Source organism: Moorena sp. SIO3E8 (assembly GCF_010692445.1).
GTDB classification, from domain to species: Bacteria; Cyanobacteriota; Cyanobacteriia; order Cyanobacteriales; family Coleofasciculaceae; genus Moorena; species Moorena bouillonii.
Genome location: NZ_JAAHHM010000004.1, coordinates 24,355 through 42,845, shown reverse-complemented (window position 1 = coordinate 42,845; position 18,491 = coordinate 24,355). Strand labels below are relative to the sequence as shown.

The 18,491-nt window shown below is 43.9% G+C and carries 10 protein-coding genes; 4 read left to right on the top strand and 6 right to left on the bottom strand.

All coding sequences use genetic code 11. From position 1 onward, the window contains the following. Positions 1-215 precede the first annotated feature (215 nt). Complete coding sequence (locus F6K46_RS03085; protein WP_293055250.1) at positions 216-1,469, top strand: FtsX-like permease family protein; 1,254 nt, start codon at positions 216-218, stop codon at positions 1,467-1,469. A 227-nt stretch (positions 1,470-1,696) separates the two neighbouring features. Here F6K46_RS03085 and F6K46_RS03080 read toward each other — a convergent pair whose 3' ends face one another. The 5 genes from F6K46_RS03080 to F6K46_RS03060 all read right to left on the bottom strand — a co-directional run bounded on the left by F6K46_RS03080 (position 1,697) and on the right by F6K46_RS03060 (position 7,261). Then, complete coding sequence (locus F6K46_RS03080; protein WP_293055248.1) at positions 1,697-3,046, bottom strand: NB-ARC domain-containing protein; 1,350 nt, start codon at positions 3,044-3,046, stop codon at positions 1,697-1,699. A 972-nt stretch (positions 3,047-4,018) separates the two neighbouring features. After that, complete coding sequence (locus tag F6K46_RS03075; protein WP_293025335.1) at positions 4,019-4,597, bottom strand: hypothetical protein; 579 nt, start codon at positions 4,595-4,597, stop codon at positions 4,019-4,021. A gap of 72 nt (positions 4,598-4,669) precedes the next feature. Continuing rightward, positions 4,670-4,819, bottom strand: a complete 150-nt coding sequence (locus tag F6K46_RS03070) for a hypothetical protein (protein WP_293025336.1) — start codon at positions 4,817-4,819, stop codon at positions 4,670-4,672. 107 nt (positions 4,820-4,926) lie between these two features. Continuing rightward, positions 4,927-6,198 carry a cell division protein FtsZ gene (ftsZ, locus tag F6K46_RS03065; RefSeq protein WP_075900138.1) on the bottom strand — a complete coding sequence of 424 codons (1,272 nt, stop codon included), beginning with the start codon at positions 6,196-6,198 and terminating at the stop codon, positions 4,927-4,929. 220 nt (positions 6,199-6,418) lie between these two features. Next, complete coding sequence (locus F6K46_RS03060) at positions 6,419-7,261, bottom strand: FtsQ-type POTRA domain-containing protein (RefSeq protein WP_075900140.1); 843 nt, start codon at positions 7,259-7,261, stop codon at positions 6,419-6,421. Between the two features lie 436 nt (positions 7,262-7,697). Between F6K46_RS03060 and F6K46_RS03055 the strand changes: the two genes are divergently transcribed. The 3 genes from F6K46_RS03055 to ctpC all read left to right on the top strand — a co-directional run bounded on the left by F6K46_RS03055 (position 7,698) and on the right by ctpC (position 17,031). Next, on the top strand, positions 7,698-9,017 hold the full coding sequence (locus tag F6K46_RS03055) for a P-loop NTPase fold protein (protein WP_293055245.1): 1,320 nt from the start codon (positions 7,698-7,700) through the stop codon (positions 9,015-9,017). Between the two features lie 1,037 nt (positions 9,018-10,054). Then, positions 10,055-15,259, top strand: coding sequence for a hypothetical protein (locus F6K46_RS03050; protein ID WP_293055243.1), 5,205 nt, complete (start codon positions 10,055-10,057; stop codon positions 15,257-15,259). Positions 15,260-15,735: 476 nt separating this feature from the next. After that, positions 15,736-17,031, top strand: coding sequence for a carboxyl-terminal processing protease CtpC (ctpC, locus tag F6K46_RS03045; protein WP_293055241.1), 1,296 nt, complete (start codon positions 15,736-15,738; stop codon positions 17,029-17,031). A 1,200-nt stretch (positions 17,032-18,231) separates the two neighbouring features. On the opposite strand, the gene F6K46_RS03040 is transcribed toward ctpC, so the two are convergent. Further along, positions 18,232-18,450 (bottom strand): hypothetical protein, encoded by a 219-nt coding sequence (locus F6K46_RS03040; protein WP_293055239.1) that lies wholly within the window; start codon positions 18,448-18,450, stop codon positions 18,232-18,234. Positions 18,451-18,491: the final 41 nt, after the last annotated feature.

Genomic DNA, 18,491 nt, shown 5'->3' with positions numbered 1-18,491 from the left:
CGGGCTACAGTTGTGAAACCCTTGCCCTATTCAGTTCTAAAAGCTTTTTCAATCAACAGAGTCAGCCCATAGACTAGTTGTAGTCGCTGACGCTTGCGATCAGGCCTTCTTCGTACCAAGGTTGGGAGAAATAACAATTACCAAAAACCCACACCTTACAATTTATAACTTCTCGGACGTTATATTACTTAACAGTTCTCTCGGCATGATCTCCTATGGTCTCTATTGCTCGCAAAAACCTCTGGGCAGACATCCCTCGCTTTCTGGTCGCTCAAGCAGGAATTATGTTTGCCGTTAGCCTAGTCACCATTCAAACTGGTCTACTCAACGGGTTCACTCGCTCTACAGTTCTTCTGATTGAGGGGTCGGAGGCAGATATATGGGTAAGTTCTGAGCGAATGGTTCAGTTTGAGCTAACCGAGCCACTTTTAAAGAATCAGCTGGATCAAGCTCAACGAGTCAAAGGTGTGGAGCGAGCAGAAGCACTACTGATGGGGTCAGGTCGATGGCGTCCTCTTAAGGGAGATACCAGTCCTGTGAAGTTGATTGGATTTGACCTAGGGGGCACACTGTTCCAACCCGGAAAAATCACTCGGGGTAGACTGAAGACCCTTAAGGAGCCTTACACGGTTATGGTGGATCAAAGCAGATTACCGACGCTCAATGTGACAGATATCGGTGATACTGCTACGGTTAACTTCTTGCCTGCTCGCTTGGTCGGCCTAACCACAGAGAGTCAATCCCTTGTAGCTAGCCCATTTGTATTTGCTTCCTTAGAAAATGCCAATACCTATATCAACACAAGCTATACCTCTAAGCTTAACTGCACTGTAGAATCTTCAGATAATTTGCAGTGTACCACTATTTACGAAAAGTCAAAGTCTTTGAATAAGTCTGATGAGTCGGAGATTCCTGAACCTACACCTTTGACCCTGACAGACCCCATTACCTATATCATGGTAAAGGCTAAACTAGGTCAAGATCTTGAGCAACTCAAGCAGAATTTAGAAGCTGCTTTACCCGGGACTCGTGCTTATACAAAGGTTGAAATGGCACGCAGGACCCGAAATTACTGGCAGGTGCGAACAGGTCTTGGTTTTGTATTGGGTCTAGGTGCTGCTGTGGGAGTGATTGTTGGCATGGTAGTTGTCACTCAGATTCTCTATGCCTCAGTTTCTGACCATATCAAAGAGTTTGGTACCCTAAAAGCAATGGGCGCACCAGATCGCTTTATTTATAGTGTTATTGTCGAACAAGCCTTGTGGATGGCTGTTCTTGGTTATGTGCCTGGTATGCTCCTTTGCTGGGGGTTGAGTGTGTGGGTTAAATCAAAAGGAATTATCCTTTTGATCACGCCAATATCTGCAACAGGTGTTTTTGGTATAACTGTGGTAATGTGTGTAACTTCGGGTTTGTTCGCTATCCAAAAGGTGACTCGTATTGATCCAGCTATTGTATTTAAAGCCTAGAAACCCTTTTGAGTCATATCATGTCCAATTTAATACTTATCATTCTTGGTTGTTTGTGAATTGTTAATTTTTGTGAATTGTAAAATGTTAATTGACCCTAGACCATTAACAATTTACAATTAACGACTTCCTTGAATAGGAAGTGATTAACTGGAATCGATATCACCCAGTTATAAAATTAAACTATTAATAGTTTAAAAAAAAATTAGTAAACTGGGATATTATGACTATTCTCGCTCAGCAATTAATTGGTTAGTAACTTCCATGACTGCAGGAGGCAAGGTGAATCCGCCTTCAGATTTTTCCACTAGGGATCGCTGTCTGAGGGAGGCTAGAGCCCTGAGTAATTCCTGAGGCGATATCTCCAGTAATTCATCCTGTAATTGAGTTAGCATTACAGGTTCTTTGTGACTAGCCATGGTATATATAATTTTATGTTCCAAATCTGATAACCTATCTAAGATTTCTTCGATAAAGTCACTAACGTCATGAGTAAATAGGGTAGTTGCCAAAAAATCAGTCACACTGCCATCAAAAACTTCTTTGATGGTTATGGCAACAAGTTTTAACATCAAGGGATTACCACGATACCCATGAATTAAATAGTCCCAGTTTTTCTGCCCAGACAATCCTTTTTCCTGCAAAATATACTGAGCGGCTTCCCCTAAACCTTCAAGTTTTAAGGAACGCACAGGTGAAGTCTCTCCTTCTTGTAACGAAATTTCGCTGAGTTTCTCCTGACTGGTAATCAACAAACAGCTTTGATGGGGTTCTTCTCCCCAGCGTCTGAGGAATTCACCATAGCCTTCATACCCTTCTCGGTAGATGCCCGCAAGTGTACCAATCTGTAGAATAGATTCGGCACCGTTGAGGACTATCAAACAACGGTGTTGGCGGCAGTACTCAATTAGTTGGGAGATCAGCTCCTTGGCAGTTTTAGGACTAGGGAGTGGGTTTAACCCCCCTGCGGTTTCATATCCTACAGTTTCTAGGGAGCCAGATAAAGATTGGAGCAGTGCTGCTAGGATATCCTCTAACCGGGGTGCCTGACGTAAGGAACGCCATACCACATACTTGAACTGATCCTGAATTTGTTTAGCCAGCTTCACTGACAAGGTGGTTTTACCAATCCCTGCCATACCCTGTAGTGCCACCAATCGGCAACGATCTTTAACAATCCATGTTTCTAACTGGCGTAGTTCTTCAGTACGACCATAGAAAACAGAAACATCTGGTGCCTCACCCCAATCCATCTGCTTGGGGTTTGAGGATTGGACAGTAGAGATAGGGGTATAGCTTCTGCAGTTAGAGGAGATATCCTGGGTTTCTAGATCACTCTGATAGCGATTGACCAGCAGCTGTTGCAGTTTGGTTAGCTTTACAGGCCCTGTCCCGGATATAGGAAACTTTTTGTAGACCTCGCTGAGTCTTTTGCGCACTGCATGTTCACTAATGTCGAGGATTTTTGCGATCGCGTTTGTCGATTGACCCTCCATCGCCAAAGCCACAACCTCCAGCTCGGCTTTAGATACACCGTGTTCATTTGCGATCGCTTTTAGAAAGTCATAGGGAATCACAGTTGCACGCTCATACTCATAGAAACCTGATAGTTCATTGTAAATCCTCTTTCTGAGAACTGCTTGCCATTTTGGTCATTAATATGAGTCTTACCTTGTTGTTGTGTCCCGATCAATTCAAACCCATCTCTGGCAGAAACACTTTTTCAAACCCCTATCGTTGATGGATTTGCTGCCGGTTCGTGTTTCTTAAATCCATTCTTGATGCAAAGGGCGAGTGGGGGTTTCCCCCAAGACCAAGCTGGCTCCCCTTTTCCCTTGCTGCATCGCTAACAGATATAAGTCTGTTCGTCAGATCTTCCTAAGAAACTATGGCTACCGATATCAATATTGTTTTAGTACATTGCGGTGCAACCCAAGGGCGCGAGCAACCCCTCGCGCCCTTGGAGGCGCGCACCGTGATTTTTTCTGGAGTGTACCCTGATATCGAACTCAGGTGAAGAGAGCACTCACAACCAATCTAGACCATGCCTTGCTGTGTACGACCAGTTCTACTTCCCATTAAATACTCACTCTGCTAAAATTCATTGTTATGAGTTATACATAAGAATGAATTTTAACCTGAGTTCAACGTCACGCTCAAAGCCTTAATCTAGCGCCTTAATCTAGCCTAGTTGCCCAAATCTTCTATCCCTTACTCGTTCATGGAGCGATCGCTTATATCGAACTCAGGTTGAGCAGGTTTTTTCTTGCCCTTCACCACTGACTAATGACTGTAGATTTGATCTAAGTAAACAGATCTGTGATCAGCCAATGTTCTGGGCACAATTGACCCTGGCAAACCTTATAGACCTGGCCATTAACTGCTACAAACCGATTTCCCTTGACAGTAATGATGGTAATTTTCCAATTAATGGTGCAATGCGGAGGCGAAAATAGCGGTAAATACAGCCGAGGTTTAGTACAACAATAGATTGGCGGATGAATCTCAAAGAACCCGCCATTAATCGATTAATCAAGCAGCAAAATGGTTCAACGATTACTATCTAGTATCGGTTTCACCACCAAAAAGCCAGCACCAAATGCGCTCAAGACAATTCCCAAGATAGCTATAACCAACACCCAGCCATTGACATATGAGACTGCCTCTGGCTGCGAACTTCGCAGGGAGCGATTGTTTTCTTGTTCAATCACTAAAGTTTCTCGATAGGAAGAGGTAGGGGTTTGAGGTTTCCTCTGAGGTGGGGAAAATTCACCCCCTGGGATAGTTGTAGAGGTGCGCTGGGGTGGAATTGGTGGAGCTTGACGGGGTTCCGGCGGCTTTACTGGCTGAGGTCGATGGACTTCAGCTGGACTCACTGGTTCTAAGGAATTGATCACCTGCTGTAGATGCAGAGCTGAATTAATAACTTTTTTAACTTCCTGTCGCAGCTGCTGGTGTTGTTTAACTAAATGCTGATTTTGAGAATGGAGAGAGTCCAACATCGCCTGTGTTGCTTGCAACTCAGCTGCTAGTTCCCGGTAGACAGAAATTGGTACTGATGGACAGTATGTATTCGATTTGTTTGCCGATGTTGAACTAGGGTAACGATCGCTACTGGATTTGGGCATAGGGGGGTTGGTTCGGTGATTAGAAGTCATAAGTATAGCTAAACTTCATCCAAGGCAAGAATAGTTGAAATTTTAATCTGTGGGCAGCCCTTGTTGGCTAAAAGCTAGGGAGATAGTCAAAAAAAACTCCCGCTCCATAGTCTGGCTGACTATTGATAGTGATAACCGAAAAAAGTTTCCCATGGGTTCAGGCTCAGGAGCAATCTCTAGGGAAGTTTTCACGCCTAGTAGTAAAATCAGCAATTACCAAGGGGACCGACAATAGTCTTGCCTTGGCTATAGGTTGCTTTGCTTTACTTCCATGCCATTTGGTTTCCGCCAGTTTTTTTCTACTCCTTTGGTCCTCTAGGAAAACGACGCCGTTGCAGGAATTCTGGAATATCTAATCCTGGTCTACTCTTAGGCTCAACCTTGGGAGTAGGGGGCATCGGTGTAGGAGCAATCGGTCGCCGATTCAGGGGAGTTTCCACAGATTTAGGTGCAGACTGGGCTTCTCCGGTAAATCCAGTAGCAATCACAGTAATTCTAATTTCACCCTGGAGCTTATCATCAATTACTGCTCCAAAGATGATATTGGCATTGGGATCAACCACTTCATAAACAGTTTCTGCTGCTGAATTCACTTCATGGAGGGTCAGATCACTGCCACCAGTAATATTTAAAACTACCCCTCTAGCCCCTTCAATAGAAGACTCCAGCAGAGGAGAAGAAATGGCGGCTACTGCTGCCTCTCTGGCTCGGGATTTTCCAGAACCCATCCCGATGCCCATCAGAGCCGAACCAGCATCTGCCATCACCGCTCGCACATCGGCAAAATCCACATTCACCAAGCCAGGAATAGTAATAATATCAGAGATCCCTTGCACCCCCTGACGCAGGATATCATCAGCTACTTTAAATGCTTCTTGAACAGGAGTCTGTTCTGAAATCACTGATAAAAGTTTATTATTGGGAATAACAATTAGGGTATCGACTCGACTCCCCAGAGCGGCAATTCCTTCCTCGGCTTGGGAAGTACGGCGGCGTCCTTCAAAGGTAAATGGACGAGTGACCACTCCCACGGTTAAAGCACCCATCTCTTTAGCAACTTCTGCTACAATCGGGGCAGCTCCTGTGCCAGTGCCACCCCCCATCCCAGCAGTAATGAAAACTAGGTCAGTGTCTTCTAGAGCCTGGGCAATTTCCTCCCGGGATTCTTCAGCGGCTTTTTGACCAATGGCTGGGTTCCCTCCTGCTCCCAAGCCTCGAGTCAACTTCTGCCCCATTTGTAAGCGCTGGGGTGCTGCTGATTGGGCTAGTGCTTGAGCATCTGTGTTAATTGACCAGAACTCTACTCCACTGACATCACTGGCAATCATGCGGTTAACTGCGTTACCACCACCCCCGCCAACACCAATGACCTTGATTTTTGCAACGCTACCTGGCACGATATTGTCACTCCTAGTTTCTTCCCTGGGTATGCGATTAGAATCATAAGTTTGACCGAATTGTAATACAGAGTTACTAAAAGGATGTGTATTGTCGGATCCTAATGAAAGATCTGCTTCTGCGATGATTTTAGAACTTTGAGCAGCAAGCCCTAGTTGACTATTAAGCGTCATTGCAAGAGGTGAGGGTAAGTGTTTATCTTTATCTTTATAAGTTATATGTAGCAGTCTGAGTTAACTATAGAGTAAGTTGATTGAAAAACCAAAGACCCTGGCAACGGCTGGCTCTATACCCGATAACTGACCTGAAACAAAACATAGGTTGCTGGAAATATCACCTCGGTTTAGCTGTCAGAGTAGGGATGTAGACTTGTCTGACCTTCAACGCTTATCGTTATTTAACTCTGGATTCCACACTGTTATGGTCTGTGATCATTTGAATCGATGGTAAGTCTGGGTTTTGCAGGTCAATGTAAGCTATTTTGCTCTTTTGTGTGCGCTTCGGCAATTCTCGCATCTGATCTAGAACTCTCAGTTGCGTGGAAAAGTGTTCACTGTAAGGACCTAAATGTACATTTCCTAACTCGGTTTTCAGAATTAAGTTGGCTGGATTTCGCCAATCGATCTCGAAAACTGTGACAGCCGAATGACTCACAGCTTGATAAACATCGAACCAGTAAGGGCGATAATCGGAATTTTGACCAATCACTTTCAACTTCGGCAACTTCAGGTTGGCCGAGAGTGGTTCGTAACTGCTCTTGGGGCTCCAGATCCCTTGCTCATCGACTAAACCCAAGGTTGGGGTAGAGTTTTTAGTTTTTTTGGTTTGGAGCTTACTCTGGTCAGCAATAGCCACTGGTTGACGCTCTCTAACTTGTATTGTCAATCCTGGTGGTATTAGTTGACGGCTAACATTAGCCGAAGCAATAGGAGCTTCAGATTCCAAAAACTCGGCAAGGACTTGGGGTTGTACTTGTAGTAAAGACTGGGGATAGGATAAAGGCAGCAGGGAGCGTATCGCTTCAGCAGAAAGCCAATAATTCCCTTGAATCTCGATTTGTTCTGGGTGACGAATCATCCAATCTGGTAAAGTTATTGCCCAGAGTAAACTTCCAGCGATACCGCCCACCAAAAGTGTACGCCAAATCCTTTGATAAAATTGAATCCGGCGTGTCCGTCGCAGTTGTTTGCGTCGATTAGACAATTGTGATTGAGAGACTGATGCGATGTTGGTCATCTACTACCGATCAATCGACAGAGTACATTTATGACTTGAAGTAAGCCTAACAATTGGGGCGTGGGCGTTTTTTGCGCATTGCGCGATCGCTTCACGCCAATCTACCCAAAAATCTGGGTAACGACAAGGTTTGAACTTTGCAATTGCTGACTGAGCACCAAATACTTTTTTTAATTTAACCACTACTAGGTTCCCACGTTTTATACTTAACAGGTTCCATCAGTCTGATGGGAAAAGGCATTGGTGCCTAATCAGTCCTCTATAGTTAACTCATCCCACGACTAAGGTACGTGGGATGGGTCAGTGATTAATGATTAGTCTTTTACAAAAGACTAATCACTGGCGACGCTTTCTATATCACCCTGTTAAAGGAGTGGGCTTTATAACCGCCTTCTGTAAACCATAACCATCACCACAGGGAGTGGGAGGTTCATTTATGGAACTGCATCTACCAAGATTTTTCAAAGCGTGTAACCCAGCTAAAACCTTAGATATGGGGAATCCAGAAGACCATCCATACTATATCGATTTTTCCGCTGTCAGGGGAGGAAAGATTATCGAAGCTTTAGGACGAACCATTACCCGTCTGTCACCAGATGAACCTACCTGTCAATTGTTTACTGGTCACATTGGCTGTGGTAAGTCTACTGAGTTGTTAAGACTTAAAGCCGACTTGGAGAAACAGCAATTTCATGTTGTTTATTTTGAGTCCTCTCAAGACCTAGACATGGTGGATGTTGATGTCAGTGACATTTTACTCAGCATCGCTAGGTCAGTCTGTGAAAGCCTAGAAGCGATCAGCATACAGCTCAAACCCAGTTACTTTAGTAAATTATTTAATGAAATCAAAGACTTTTTGCAAACTCCTATTGAGTTTTCAACAGAAGCCGAATTTTCGGTAGGCATTGCCAAGATTACAGCCAGAAGTAAAGACAGTCCTCAGCAACGCCAACTGCTACGACAGCATCTAGAACCCCGCACCCAAAGCATTTTGAATGCCATCAACGAAGAAATTTTACAATCAGCGATTCAGCAGCTGAAATTGCTTGGCAAAAAGGGTTTGGTGGTGATTATTGATAATCTTGACCGAGTTGATAATCGCTCCATGGCTTCAGGTCGCTCCCAGCCAGAGTATCTCTTTATCGACCGTGGTACTCAGTTAAGGCGTTTGAACTGCCATGTGGTTTACACTCTACCCTTATCCTTAATGTTCTCCAATGAGTACGAAACTCTCAAAAATCGAGTCGGTGGTGGTGTGGCTCCCAAAATTTTGCCCATGGTGCCCATACAGTTACGGGATGGTCGTGACTATCCAGAAGGTATGGCACTGCTGCGACAGCTCTTGCTAGCCCGAGCTTTTCCAATGGTTGATCCTCAACAGCGGCTAACCCTGATTCCACTAGTATTTGATAGCCCAGAAACCCTCGACCGGATGTGTCGCATTAGTGGGGGTCATGTCCGTAACTTGTTAGGGTTGCTCTATAACTGTTTGCAACAGGAAGACCCGCCCTTTTCCAGGAGTTGTTTAGAGCGTGTGATTAAGGGATACCGAGATGATTTGACTCTGGCTGTTGAAGAGGAAGAGTGGAAGTTGCTATCTCAAGTCGTCCAACAGCAGTCCGTCAAGGGGGAACAAGAATATCAAACCCTGTTGCGCAGTATGTTTGTCTATGAATACCAAGATGAACAAGGGCGCTGGTTTGGGATCAACCCAGCGTTAGCAGAAACAGAAAAGTTTCGGTCTCTAGCTCTGTGACAAGGCTAAAATCCCTTGGAAGCCAAGGGATTTTGCCAGAGAAGGGGGTGTAGGGTCTAGGGTTCAGCGTGCAAGGTGTGAGGTGTTCTAGAAAATTAAGCGAGACTATTGACCTACAAATTAAAACTCAACAGGTGCGACCCGTGGCGAATTTAATAATTAGATGCGGAAAGCGCACCTATGGAATTTATCAGTTTGCTAAGAACGCTTTTGGCCATCATCTTGTTACCTGAGCTGTTAATCACCCTTTTCCTTTTGAGGGAGAACTTTCTCTCAAAGCTTGGTATCACATTAGTTTAGCCTTCAGGTTCACCCTCGTCAGGTCGTCAGGTCAGGTACATCCCCTCATCTAGAACCTACAACCTACGACCTACTACTTGGCTCAAAAGGACAAATTTTGTCCCTAATTAAGTTAAAAACTGATCTAGTCAAAACTTCGGCAGTAACTCTAGCTGTAGGGACTCACCCGCGCGCCTACAGCTAGAGTTTGGTGCCCAGTTTTGCGGAAGTCCTAATATCCTAATAGTTTAACTGTTTTACCTATTTTCGTCTAGGAAGTTAGAAGGGCGTTTGTATCTGGGTTGTAAACACATGTATTGCAGAAATTGGCTGGCATACAAGAGGCAAAAGGCAAGAGCAGAAAGAGCTCCGGAATTGTATTGGACAATAAAAAAAGACCATACAGCTTTACATCTCATTTATAAACCCTATACTTCCACCCCACTATAGAATCATAAAAATTCCGGGAAATCACTGATATCGAAGCTATGGACTTGAGGCTCAATAAGTGAATTTATCATTGCTATTCAGTATTTAAATTAACTATATTTATAAACTAAGTAGTAGTAATTACTGAACTATTTATCAAGGTACTTATGAAATATGTTTTTATTACGTAAGACCTGATTATGCTTGTTGTTTTTTATAATTAAAAACCCATACTTACCGATAAGTTCTGATAGTAATATTACTATCTATATGGAAAATAACCCTAGTAATAAGTAATTTCTACCAGTAGGGGTCAAAAGGTTAGTGACATGAAGCAGCAAAATCCCCCAGAAACACTAGCCCCATACAGTGCTCGCTCTCTATTAACCCTATCCCGGGCAATAATGTTCTCCCAAGGAGAATTTGCACTGATTTTGGTGCGATGCAACTACGAGTTATTTAGGAAGCAAATATGGCAGTACGTCCGAGAAATTACAGAGCTCACCATAGGTGAGCTAGTTTTTAACAAGTCTAGTCAAACTCTATTTAGTAATATCTTTACCACCCAACAGTATGGGACAACATCTGCCCTCATGGTATCGGGTCTAGAGTTAGTTGATGGCATCAACCAGGTACTACTTTCAGCTAACCAGGTGCGAGATGAATTGCCCAAATGCTTAACCTGTCCCTTAGTGGTATGGGTAACTGACAAGGGACTTCAAAAGTTGATCAGGCTTGCTCCATATCTTAAAAATTGGGCTACTACCTCGATTCGGTTTGAACTTACTATTGAGCAATTACTCACTTTATGTTACAACACGGCAGATGAAATCTTTGCCAATATTTTGGCTAAAGACTTGGGAGAGTTTTTGCCCAACAAGGTGCTTTCATTGTCTCGCGATTGCCACCGACGCCAAGAATTTGAGTGGGCATTACAGGATTTGCAATCTCGTGACATCAGCATAGATTCTGTCCTACTAGCTACCAAGCACTTTATTCTAGGGCGAGATGCCTTTGAAAATGACCAGATTAATCTGGCCTTGGAGCATTATCAGCAGAGTCTAAATTTTTGGCAGCAGGATATAGGAGAATGGGGAGGCTGGTTGGGCAGTGAAGCTCCCCATTCAGATGAGCAATATTATAATAATCCGGTTAAACAGGTAAACGGATGTACAACTATCCAAGGCAGAGCTTCTAGGAAGAGAAAAGAAGGCACAAGGGAGACAGGTAAATGTTTCGAGCAACGTCTTGGGCAAACTAACCACTCAATCCCTCCCTTGTCTGATCCCTCCCTCACCCCTTCAGGTTTAGAACGGCTTGGTTTAGTGTTCCATCACATTGGCTTGTGCTATTGCCGTCAAGCCCAGTTACAAGACTCCATCGGTTGCTATCAGTGGGAGCAAGCCCAGAAAAACTTCTGTACTGCCATTGACCTGTTTACTAAAACAGGACGCTTGGACTTGGTGGCTCAGTTGACCATAAAATTGGGAGAAGTCCTACAACACCTGGAACATTGGACAGAATTAGAAGCTTTAGCGCTAGCGTTTCTGGCACAGCCTCACACTCAAGATAATCCAGTTCAGCTCTCTCGAGCCTATGGCTTTTTGGCAACAGTTGCCTATGAGCAATCGAATTGGAACCATGCTATAGACTTAGCCCTCACAGCTGTGCGCACTCTGGAGACATCTCAGCCGACTCTCAACGCTCAAAAGCTTTGCCACCGAGCTTCCTATCTGCTGCTAGCTGCTAGATCTGTGCGCCAGCTGGGCAAGCCAAAATCTGCGATTAATTATCTTGAACAAGCCATAAACCTCAAAACTATGAAGCCCAACCCTCTACAGCAACAGCCTCAGCTGTTCATGGAGCTGTTGGAGGAATTGCGTTCGCTCTACTTTGAGCAAAAAGCATACCAACGAGGGTTTGAACTTAAGCAACAAAAACGCTTAATAGAACAACAGTTTAGGTTTTCTACCTTTGCTGGTATGGCTCCGTTACAGAGTGTCGGGCCAAATCGAGAAACTGACGCAACAATTACCAAGAAAGGTTTTTGTCCATCAGCCCTAGAAATCGCAGCGGCTGGACGTCAAACCGATGTCAACGGCCTGCTCGAACGCATTAGCCGCAATGACCACAAACTAACCGTGATTCATGGGAATTCTGGCGTTGGCAAGAGTTCCCTGATTAACGCTGGTTTAGTTCCTGCACTTAGCTCCAGAATTATTGGTGCTAGACAAACCTTGACGGTGGTGCAAACCGTTTACAGGAATTGGCTCGGTGAGCTGGAAAAACGTCTAGACCTTGAATTAGCAAGTACAGTAGTCTTCAAGTTTAAAGATGCCAACGTTTCACCTTTAACCGTTCAACCTACGCGAAGGGAACGCCTACGGGGAACAATCTACGCGAAGGGAACGCCTACGGCTAACAACTTACCCGACTCCAACGCCTGGGCTGAAAAACCTTTAACCCTTAAACCAATTCTCGATAAGTTGTATCGGTGTTCCCAGCATAACTTATTAACCGTCCTGATTTTTGACCAGTTTGAAGAATTTTTTTTCCTTGCTACCGACTTAGAACAACGACATCAGTTTTATAATTTTTTAGCCCAGGCTCTCAATCTCCCCTTTGTAAAAATAATCTTGTCTATGCGAGAAGATTATCTACATTACTTGTTGGAGTTTGAGCGATCTAAGGATCTTAGTGTGATTAACAACAATATCCTAGATCAGAAGCTGCGTTATCACTTAGGTGATCTGTCCCCAGAGAATGCCAAAAACGTTATTCACTCCTTAACAGCAGTATCTCAGTTTAAGTTAGAACCTGCTCTAATCGAAGCACTGGTAAAGGATTTAGTCACCAATACGGGAGTGGTGCGCTTAATTGAGTTACAAGTCGTGGGTGCTCAGCTACAAGCAGAAAAAATTACTACCCTTGAAGGATACCGAGCTTTGGGAAATGACCCCAAGACAGTTCTAGTCGAGCGATCGCTTTCCCAAATTATTTATGATTGTGGGCCAGAGAATGAAGATGCCGTCTGGGAAGTTTTATTCTCCTTAACCGATCAACGAGGTACCCGTCCGTTGAAAACTCAAGCTGAGTTAGTACTGTCCAATTGGGACAACTCCACACTAACTCAAATCCCCTTGATTTTGGAAATTTTGGTCGGTTCCGGTTTAGTCTTCCGAGTGCCAGAAACACCACAAAACCGATATCAGCTGATTCATGATTATCTAGTTCTACCGATTCGTCAAAAATATAAGCAACGTACCCAATCTAATATTAAAGTACGGCTAAAACAAAGTGAGAGTCAACTGTTGCGGGTTCGTAAACAACGACTGCGTGCTATTGCCATTAGCACAGTGATGGCACTTTTAGCAGTGACCAATGGTGCCTTGAGATGGCGAGCCGAATCTCAACGAGTCAATGCTATGCTTAGTGCCCTGAGTGCCTCTTCAGAAGCTCTTTTCGTATCCAATAAAACCTTTGATGCTTTGCTCGAAGGGTTAAGAGCGGCAAAAAAACTACAACAGGAAGAGCAGCAATATCTACCATCTCGAACAGTAGAGGCAGATACCCGTCTACAAGTAATCACAGCTCTGTCCCAGGCAGTTTATTCAGTTTCCGAACACAATCGACTCGAAGGACATAGTGATATTGTTTCCAGCATCAGTTTTTCCCCAGATGGTAAGTTTATTGCCTCCACCAGCCGCGATAAAACGGTCAAACTGTGGCATCCTGATGGCAAGTTGATCCAAACCCTAGAAGGTCATCAAGATAGTGTAACCAGCGTATCTTTTAGTCCCGATAGTCAGTTAATTGCCTCTAGTAGCTGGGATGGCACAGTCAGACTATGGCGTCAAACTGGCGAGCTAGTCAGAATAATTACCCCTGATGCTGGTCATATATACAGTGTCAGTTTTAGTCGAGATGGGCAGATGATTGCTGCGGCTGGCAAAGATAAGAAAATTCGATTATGGACTGTTGATGGCAAATTAATTAAAACCTTTTCCGGTCACCGGGGTGTAGTGCGGTCGGTAAGCTTTAGTGGAGATGGCAAAATTATTGCTTCTGCTAGTTCCGATAACACCATTAAGCTGTGGAGTCAAACCGGAAAATTGCTAAATACTCTTAAAGGACATAGCGCTCAGGTTAACTGTGTAGTATTTAGTCCAGATAGTCAGTTAATTGCCTCCGCTAGCGATGATCAAACCGTAAGGTTGTGGAGTGCCAATGGCAAGCTAATCAAAACCTTTCCCAAGCATCAGCGATGGGTTAATGGTGTTGCTTTCAGTGCTGATGGTCAGCTGATTGCCTCTGGCAGTGATGATAATACAGTGCGGCTATGGAACCGTGAAGGCACTTTAATAAACACGTTTAAGGGACACAGCGATGGGGTTAGTGCTGTCAGTTTCCGTCCTACTGAGCCTTTTAGTTCTCAAGACAACCTAGCCCACAGCAATTATCATATCCCTCTACAACCATCCAACCCTCAAACTGACCAACTGATTCTGGCTTCAGCCAGCCACGATAAAACTATCAAGCTCTGGAGTAGTATTAATCAGTCTCACGTGATTTTAAGAGGGCATCAGGATGATGTACAGGATGTCACCTTTTCTCCAGACTCTCAACAGATTGCGACAGCTAGTAATGACAGAACTGTTAAGCTTTGGGATCGCAACGGTAAGCTGCTCCAAACCTTAACAGGGCATCATGATATGGTCTATAGTATTAGTTTCAGTCCTGATGGTGAGCTAATTGCCTCAGGTAGTCGAGATGGCACCGTGAAACTCTGGCATCGTAGCGGTACCTTAATTAAGACAATAAAGGGACATCAGGACTGGGTATTGAATGTTAGTTTTAGTCCTGACTCGGAGCGCCTCGCGTCTGCCAGTCGGGACAGGACAGTCAAAATTTGGGATCGCACTGGTAAATTGATTCATACCCTCACTGGTCATAGTGAGCGGGTTAATGCAGTTAAGTTTAGCCAGGATAGTCAGCGATTGGCATCGGCCAGTGATGATAAAACTGTAAAACTGTGGAGTGCTGATGGGAAACTTCTGAAAACACTACCAGGTCATCGCAATTGGGTTTTGGATGTCAGCTTCTCACCCGAGAACAAGTTCTTGGCGACCGCTAGTTATGATAATACAGTGAAACTCTGGCACAAAGATGGTACTTTACAATCAACCCTCAAAGGCCATACTGATAGTGTGGCCAAAGTCCGTTTTAGCCCCAAGGGCAAAATTTTGGCAACCAGCAGCTGGGACAACCAGGTTCAGCTATGGCGCTTCGACGACACCTTGATCAAAACCTTGAAAGCTGGTGAGCATCGCGTCACAAATCTTAGCTGGAGCCATGATGGAACAGGCTTGGCAGTGGCTAGTGAAGATGGTACAGTGGCAATCTGGAATTTGAATTTAAACGATCTGCTAGATAAAAGCTGCCACTGGCTAAGAAATTATCTCCAAAACAACCCAGAAGTCAGAGAAAGCGATCGCCAACTTTGTCAGCTGATCACAAACAGCCATATCAAATAGAATAATTAGTAGGTCTTTTGCGGTAATGTTAGACTGGGAAATGGTGAATGGGTAATCATTGAACAAATAACGATGAAAACCAATGACCACAATAATTTTCCGGAGGGGAAGTTGGGTGGGAGGAAAATTAATAATATGGGACTGATACCCCCAGCTTCCTTATCCTTAGTAAGGATAGTTTATTTCTTGAAATCCTAGCTAGATAGGATTATGGTGGTGTGGTGTGGTGGTATGATGGCGTGATTAGCTAATGAGGTTAGTATGGATAAATAAGATCCTCATGACCCTAATCAACAACACAGATCACCCCTAAAAGGCTATAGCCATAGGGGTATCTTAAAAGGGTTAGACTACCCAAAATTGAACAAGGGGGTGTCAGTCTCAGATTGATTTGCATAGGAGCTGTCTGACATCCCCGTTCGTTAGATTTAGCTTAGCTCCTTTGCATTAGTTTCCCGACCTTAAGCGAAAGGATTATGGTAATTACAAAACGTGGCCTGGTTCTTGGTGCGACAGCAGTAGTCCTAACAACTGTAGCAGTTACAGGAGCTGGTCTTCATCTATCTCAAAGTCAGGCTTTCTTTCGCGAGAGTCCTAAGGAGCTAGTTGATGAAGTTTGGCAAATTATTAACCGCAGGTATGTAGATGCTACCTTCAACCAGGTTGATTGGGAAGAAGTTCGCCAAGATTATCTGAATCGGTCTTACAGTAGCAAGGAACAAGCCTACAAGGCAATCCGGGAAATGCTAGAGCCCTTGGACGATCCTTACACCCGGTTTATGGATCCCGAAGAGTTCAAGAATATGCAGATTGATACATCTGGGGAATTAACTGGTGTAGGTATTCAGATTGCCCTGGATGAAGAAACAAAAAAGTTGATGGTGATTTCCCCCATTGAGGATACCCCAGCTTTTAAAGCGGGAATTCTGGCGAAGGATATCATTATCAAAATTGATGGCAAGAGTACCGAAGGTATGGATGTCAACGATGCAGTACAACTGATCCGAGGCAAGCCAGGGACTTCCGTGACTTTAACCATTCAGCGAGGCCAAAAGGTAGTTGACTATCCGATTACACGAGCTAGGATTGAAATCCATCCTGTAAAGTATAGCTATCGGGAAACTTCAGATGGTTATGGCATCGGCTACATTCGCCTTTCTCAATTTAGTGCTAACGCGGCAAAGGAGATGGGGGAAGCCATCCGAAAGTTAGAAGAACAGAAGGTTAGTGGCTATGTTTTAGATCTCCGCTCTAACCCTGGGGGGCTACTTTATGCCAGCATTGAAATTGCTCGGATGTGGTTTGATTCCGGTACGATTGTGTCAACAGTTAACCGAATCGGCAAATCCGAATACCAGAAAGCAATTAATCGCTCTCTGACTGATAAACCATTAGTGGTACTGGTGGATGGTGGTTCAGCCAGTGCTAGCGAAATTCTTTCGGGTGCTTTACAAGACAATCAACGTGCCATCTTGGTAGGAACTCAGACTTTTGGTAAGGGCTTAGTCCAATCCGTCCGAGGGCTTGGAGATGGCTCAGGTCTGGCAGTAACCATTGCTAAGTATCTTACCCCTAGTGGTCGCGATATTAATAAGTCCGGAATTGAACCAGATATTGTGTTTGAGCTTTCGGATGAACAGCGTAAGGACTTGCAGAAAAATCGTGACAAAGTTGGCACCTTGGATGATGCTCAGTATGCTAAAGCGTTTGATATTTTGATCCAGGAAATTGCTGCAAAACAAGGGTCAAGGGCAGAAAGGAAAGCTCGTTAAGCCTTAAACCTTTCACTGATTGAGAGTGGGTCGAATGTGGCAAGAGATGGGAGATTTTATGTTAGCAATTCTCCCAACTATTTCTAATTGTTAATTGGTAACGAGTAATTGGTAACGAGTAATTGGTAACGAGTAATTGGTAATTGCCAAACGCAATATGGTTATAAGTTTAAATGTAATTAAGTTAAGATATCTTAGAGGTTGTCTGAGAAGTCTCATTTGCTACATCCAAGCCCCCTAAATCCCCCAATCTTGGGGGACTTTTAGAAGCAAATGGACTCTTTTTCCCCCCAAAGTTGGGGGGCTAGGGGGGCAAAATTCAGTATAAAAACACTTTTCAGATATCCTCTTACTGATATGAGGTGAACCTTCCCCTTTCCCTTTCAAGCAAAGTATGATGTTCTAAGTCCATGTAGTAGTGATAGACTTGGTAAGTGATCGGGCTTTCCAAGTAGTGTATTCCGATAAAAATTTTTGCTATTCCGGACTTAGTATACATTGAGTCAGCATTTTTTTGATGGAGCGGTCTTGTTGATAATTGAGACCGTTTTTTTTGTACCACAAGTCAGAATAATTACCAAATTATGAGGATCCTAGCCCGGTTACCCATCAGATAAATTTCCTTGAAATTTCCTTAGTGACAAAAAAGTAGAAACGTATAATGCTAAATCTATACTGGTCTGAAACTTTACTGAATCTTGATCAAAAGCTAACTGATTTCGTATTAGTCTCTGTAAGTAACGTGAGTTAGGAAAAATGTCTAATTCCGTAAAGGAATAGGGGGTTGAGCAGATTCATTTGATTTAACCTCCTAGTATTTTTTTATCTCAAAAATCTACCACTTAATGTAGGGCTTGCTGATTAACTCTCAAAGCCTTTACAGATAAAGGTTTTAGCCTTTTTGGTACGAAACAAGTGCAAGCAAATCGGTCGAAAAAGCTCATTTAATTCACATTTTGGGCAGACAAGAGCAGAAAAATCAAGGGACAATTCTTCCGACTACCTCCTATATAATTCCCATTTCTCCACACTCGCTGACTCCACACTCGCTGACTCCTACCCATACCTATTGACTTTTTCAGCAAACCCTAATGTAAGCATTCAGCCCTCAGCTAATGCACTACTTGAGATGCTCTTGAGATGCTACTTGAGGTGCTATCACCCATCTGAGCCTACTGATAAAAGACGCTAGACTATCAATTAGCCAACGATTAGCAGTAGTCCAGCTGAATACAACTGCTGGAGACTGCGGAGGACTTGGGAAGAGCTATCGCTATTGCCAAAAATCCGTGCCACCCAATCAGGGCCAGGGAGATGCAATAAATCTTTACTAAGGTTTGCCTTGTAACTAACCAGGCTTTCGACTTCATCACCCAACCAGGATTCAATTGATTGGGGTCTGGTAAGGGTAGCAGCCATAACCCTAAGAGTTCATGGAAAAGTCACTCTACTTTTATTGT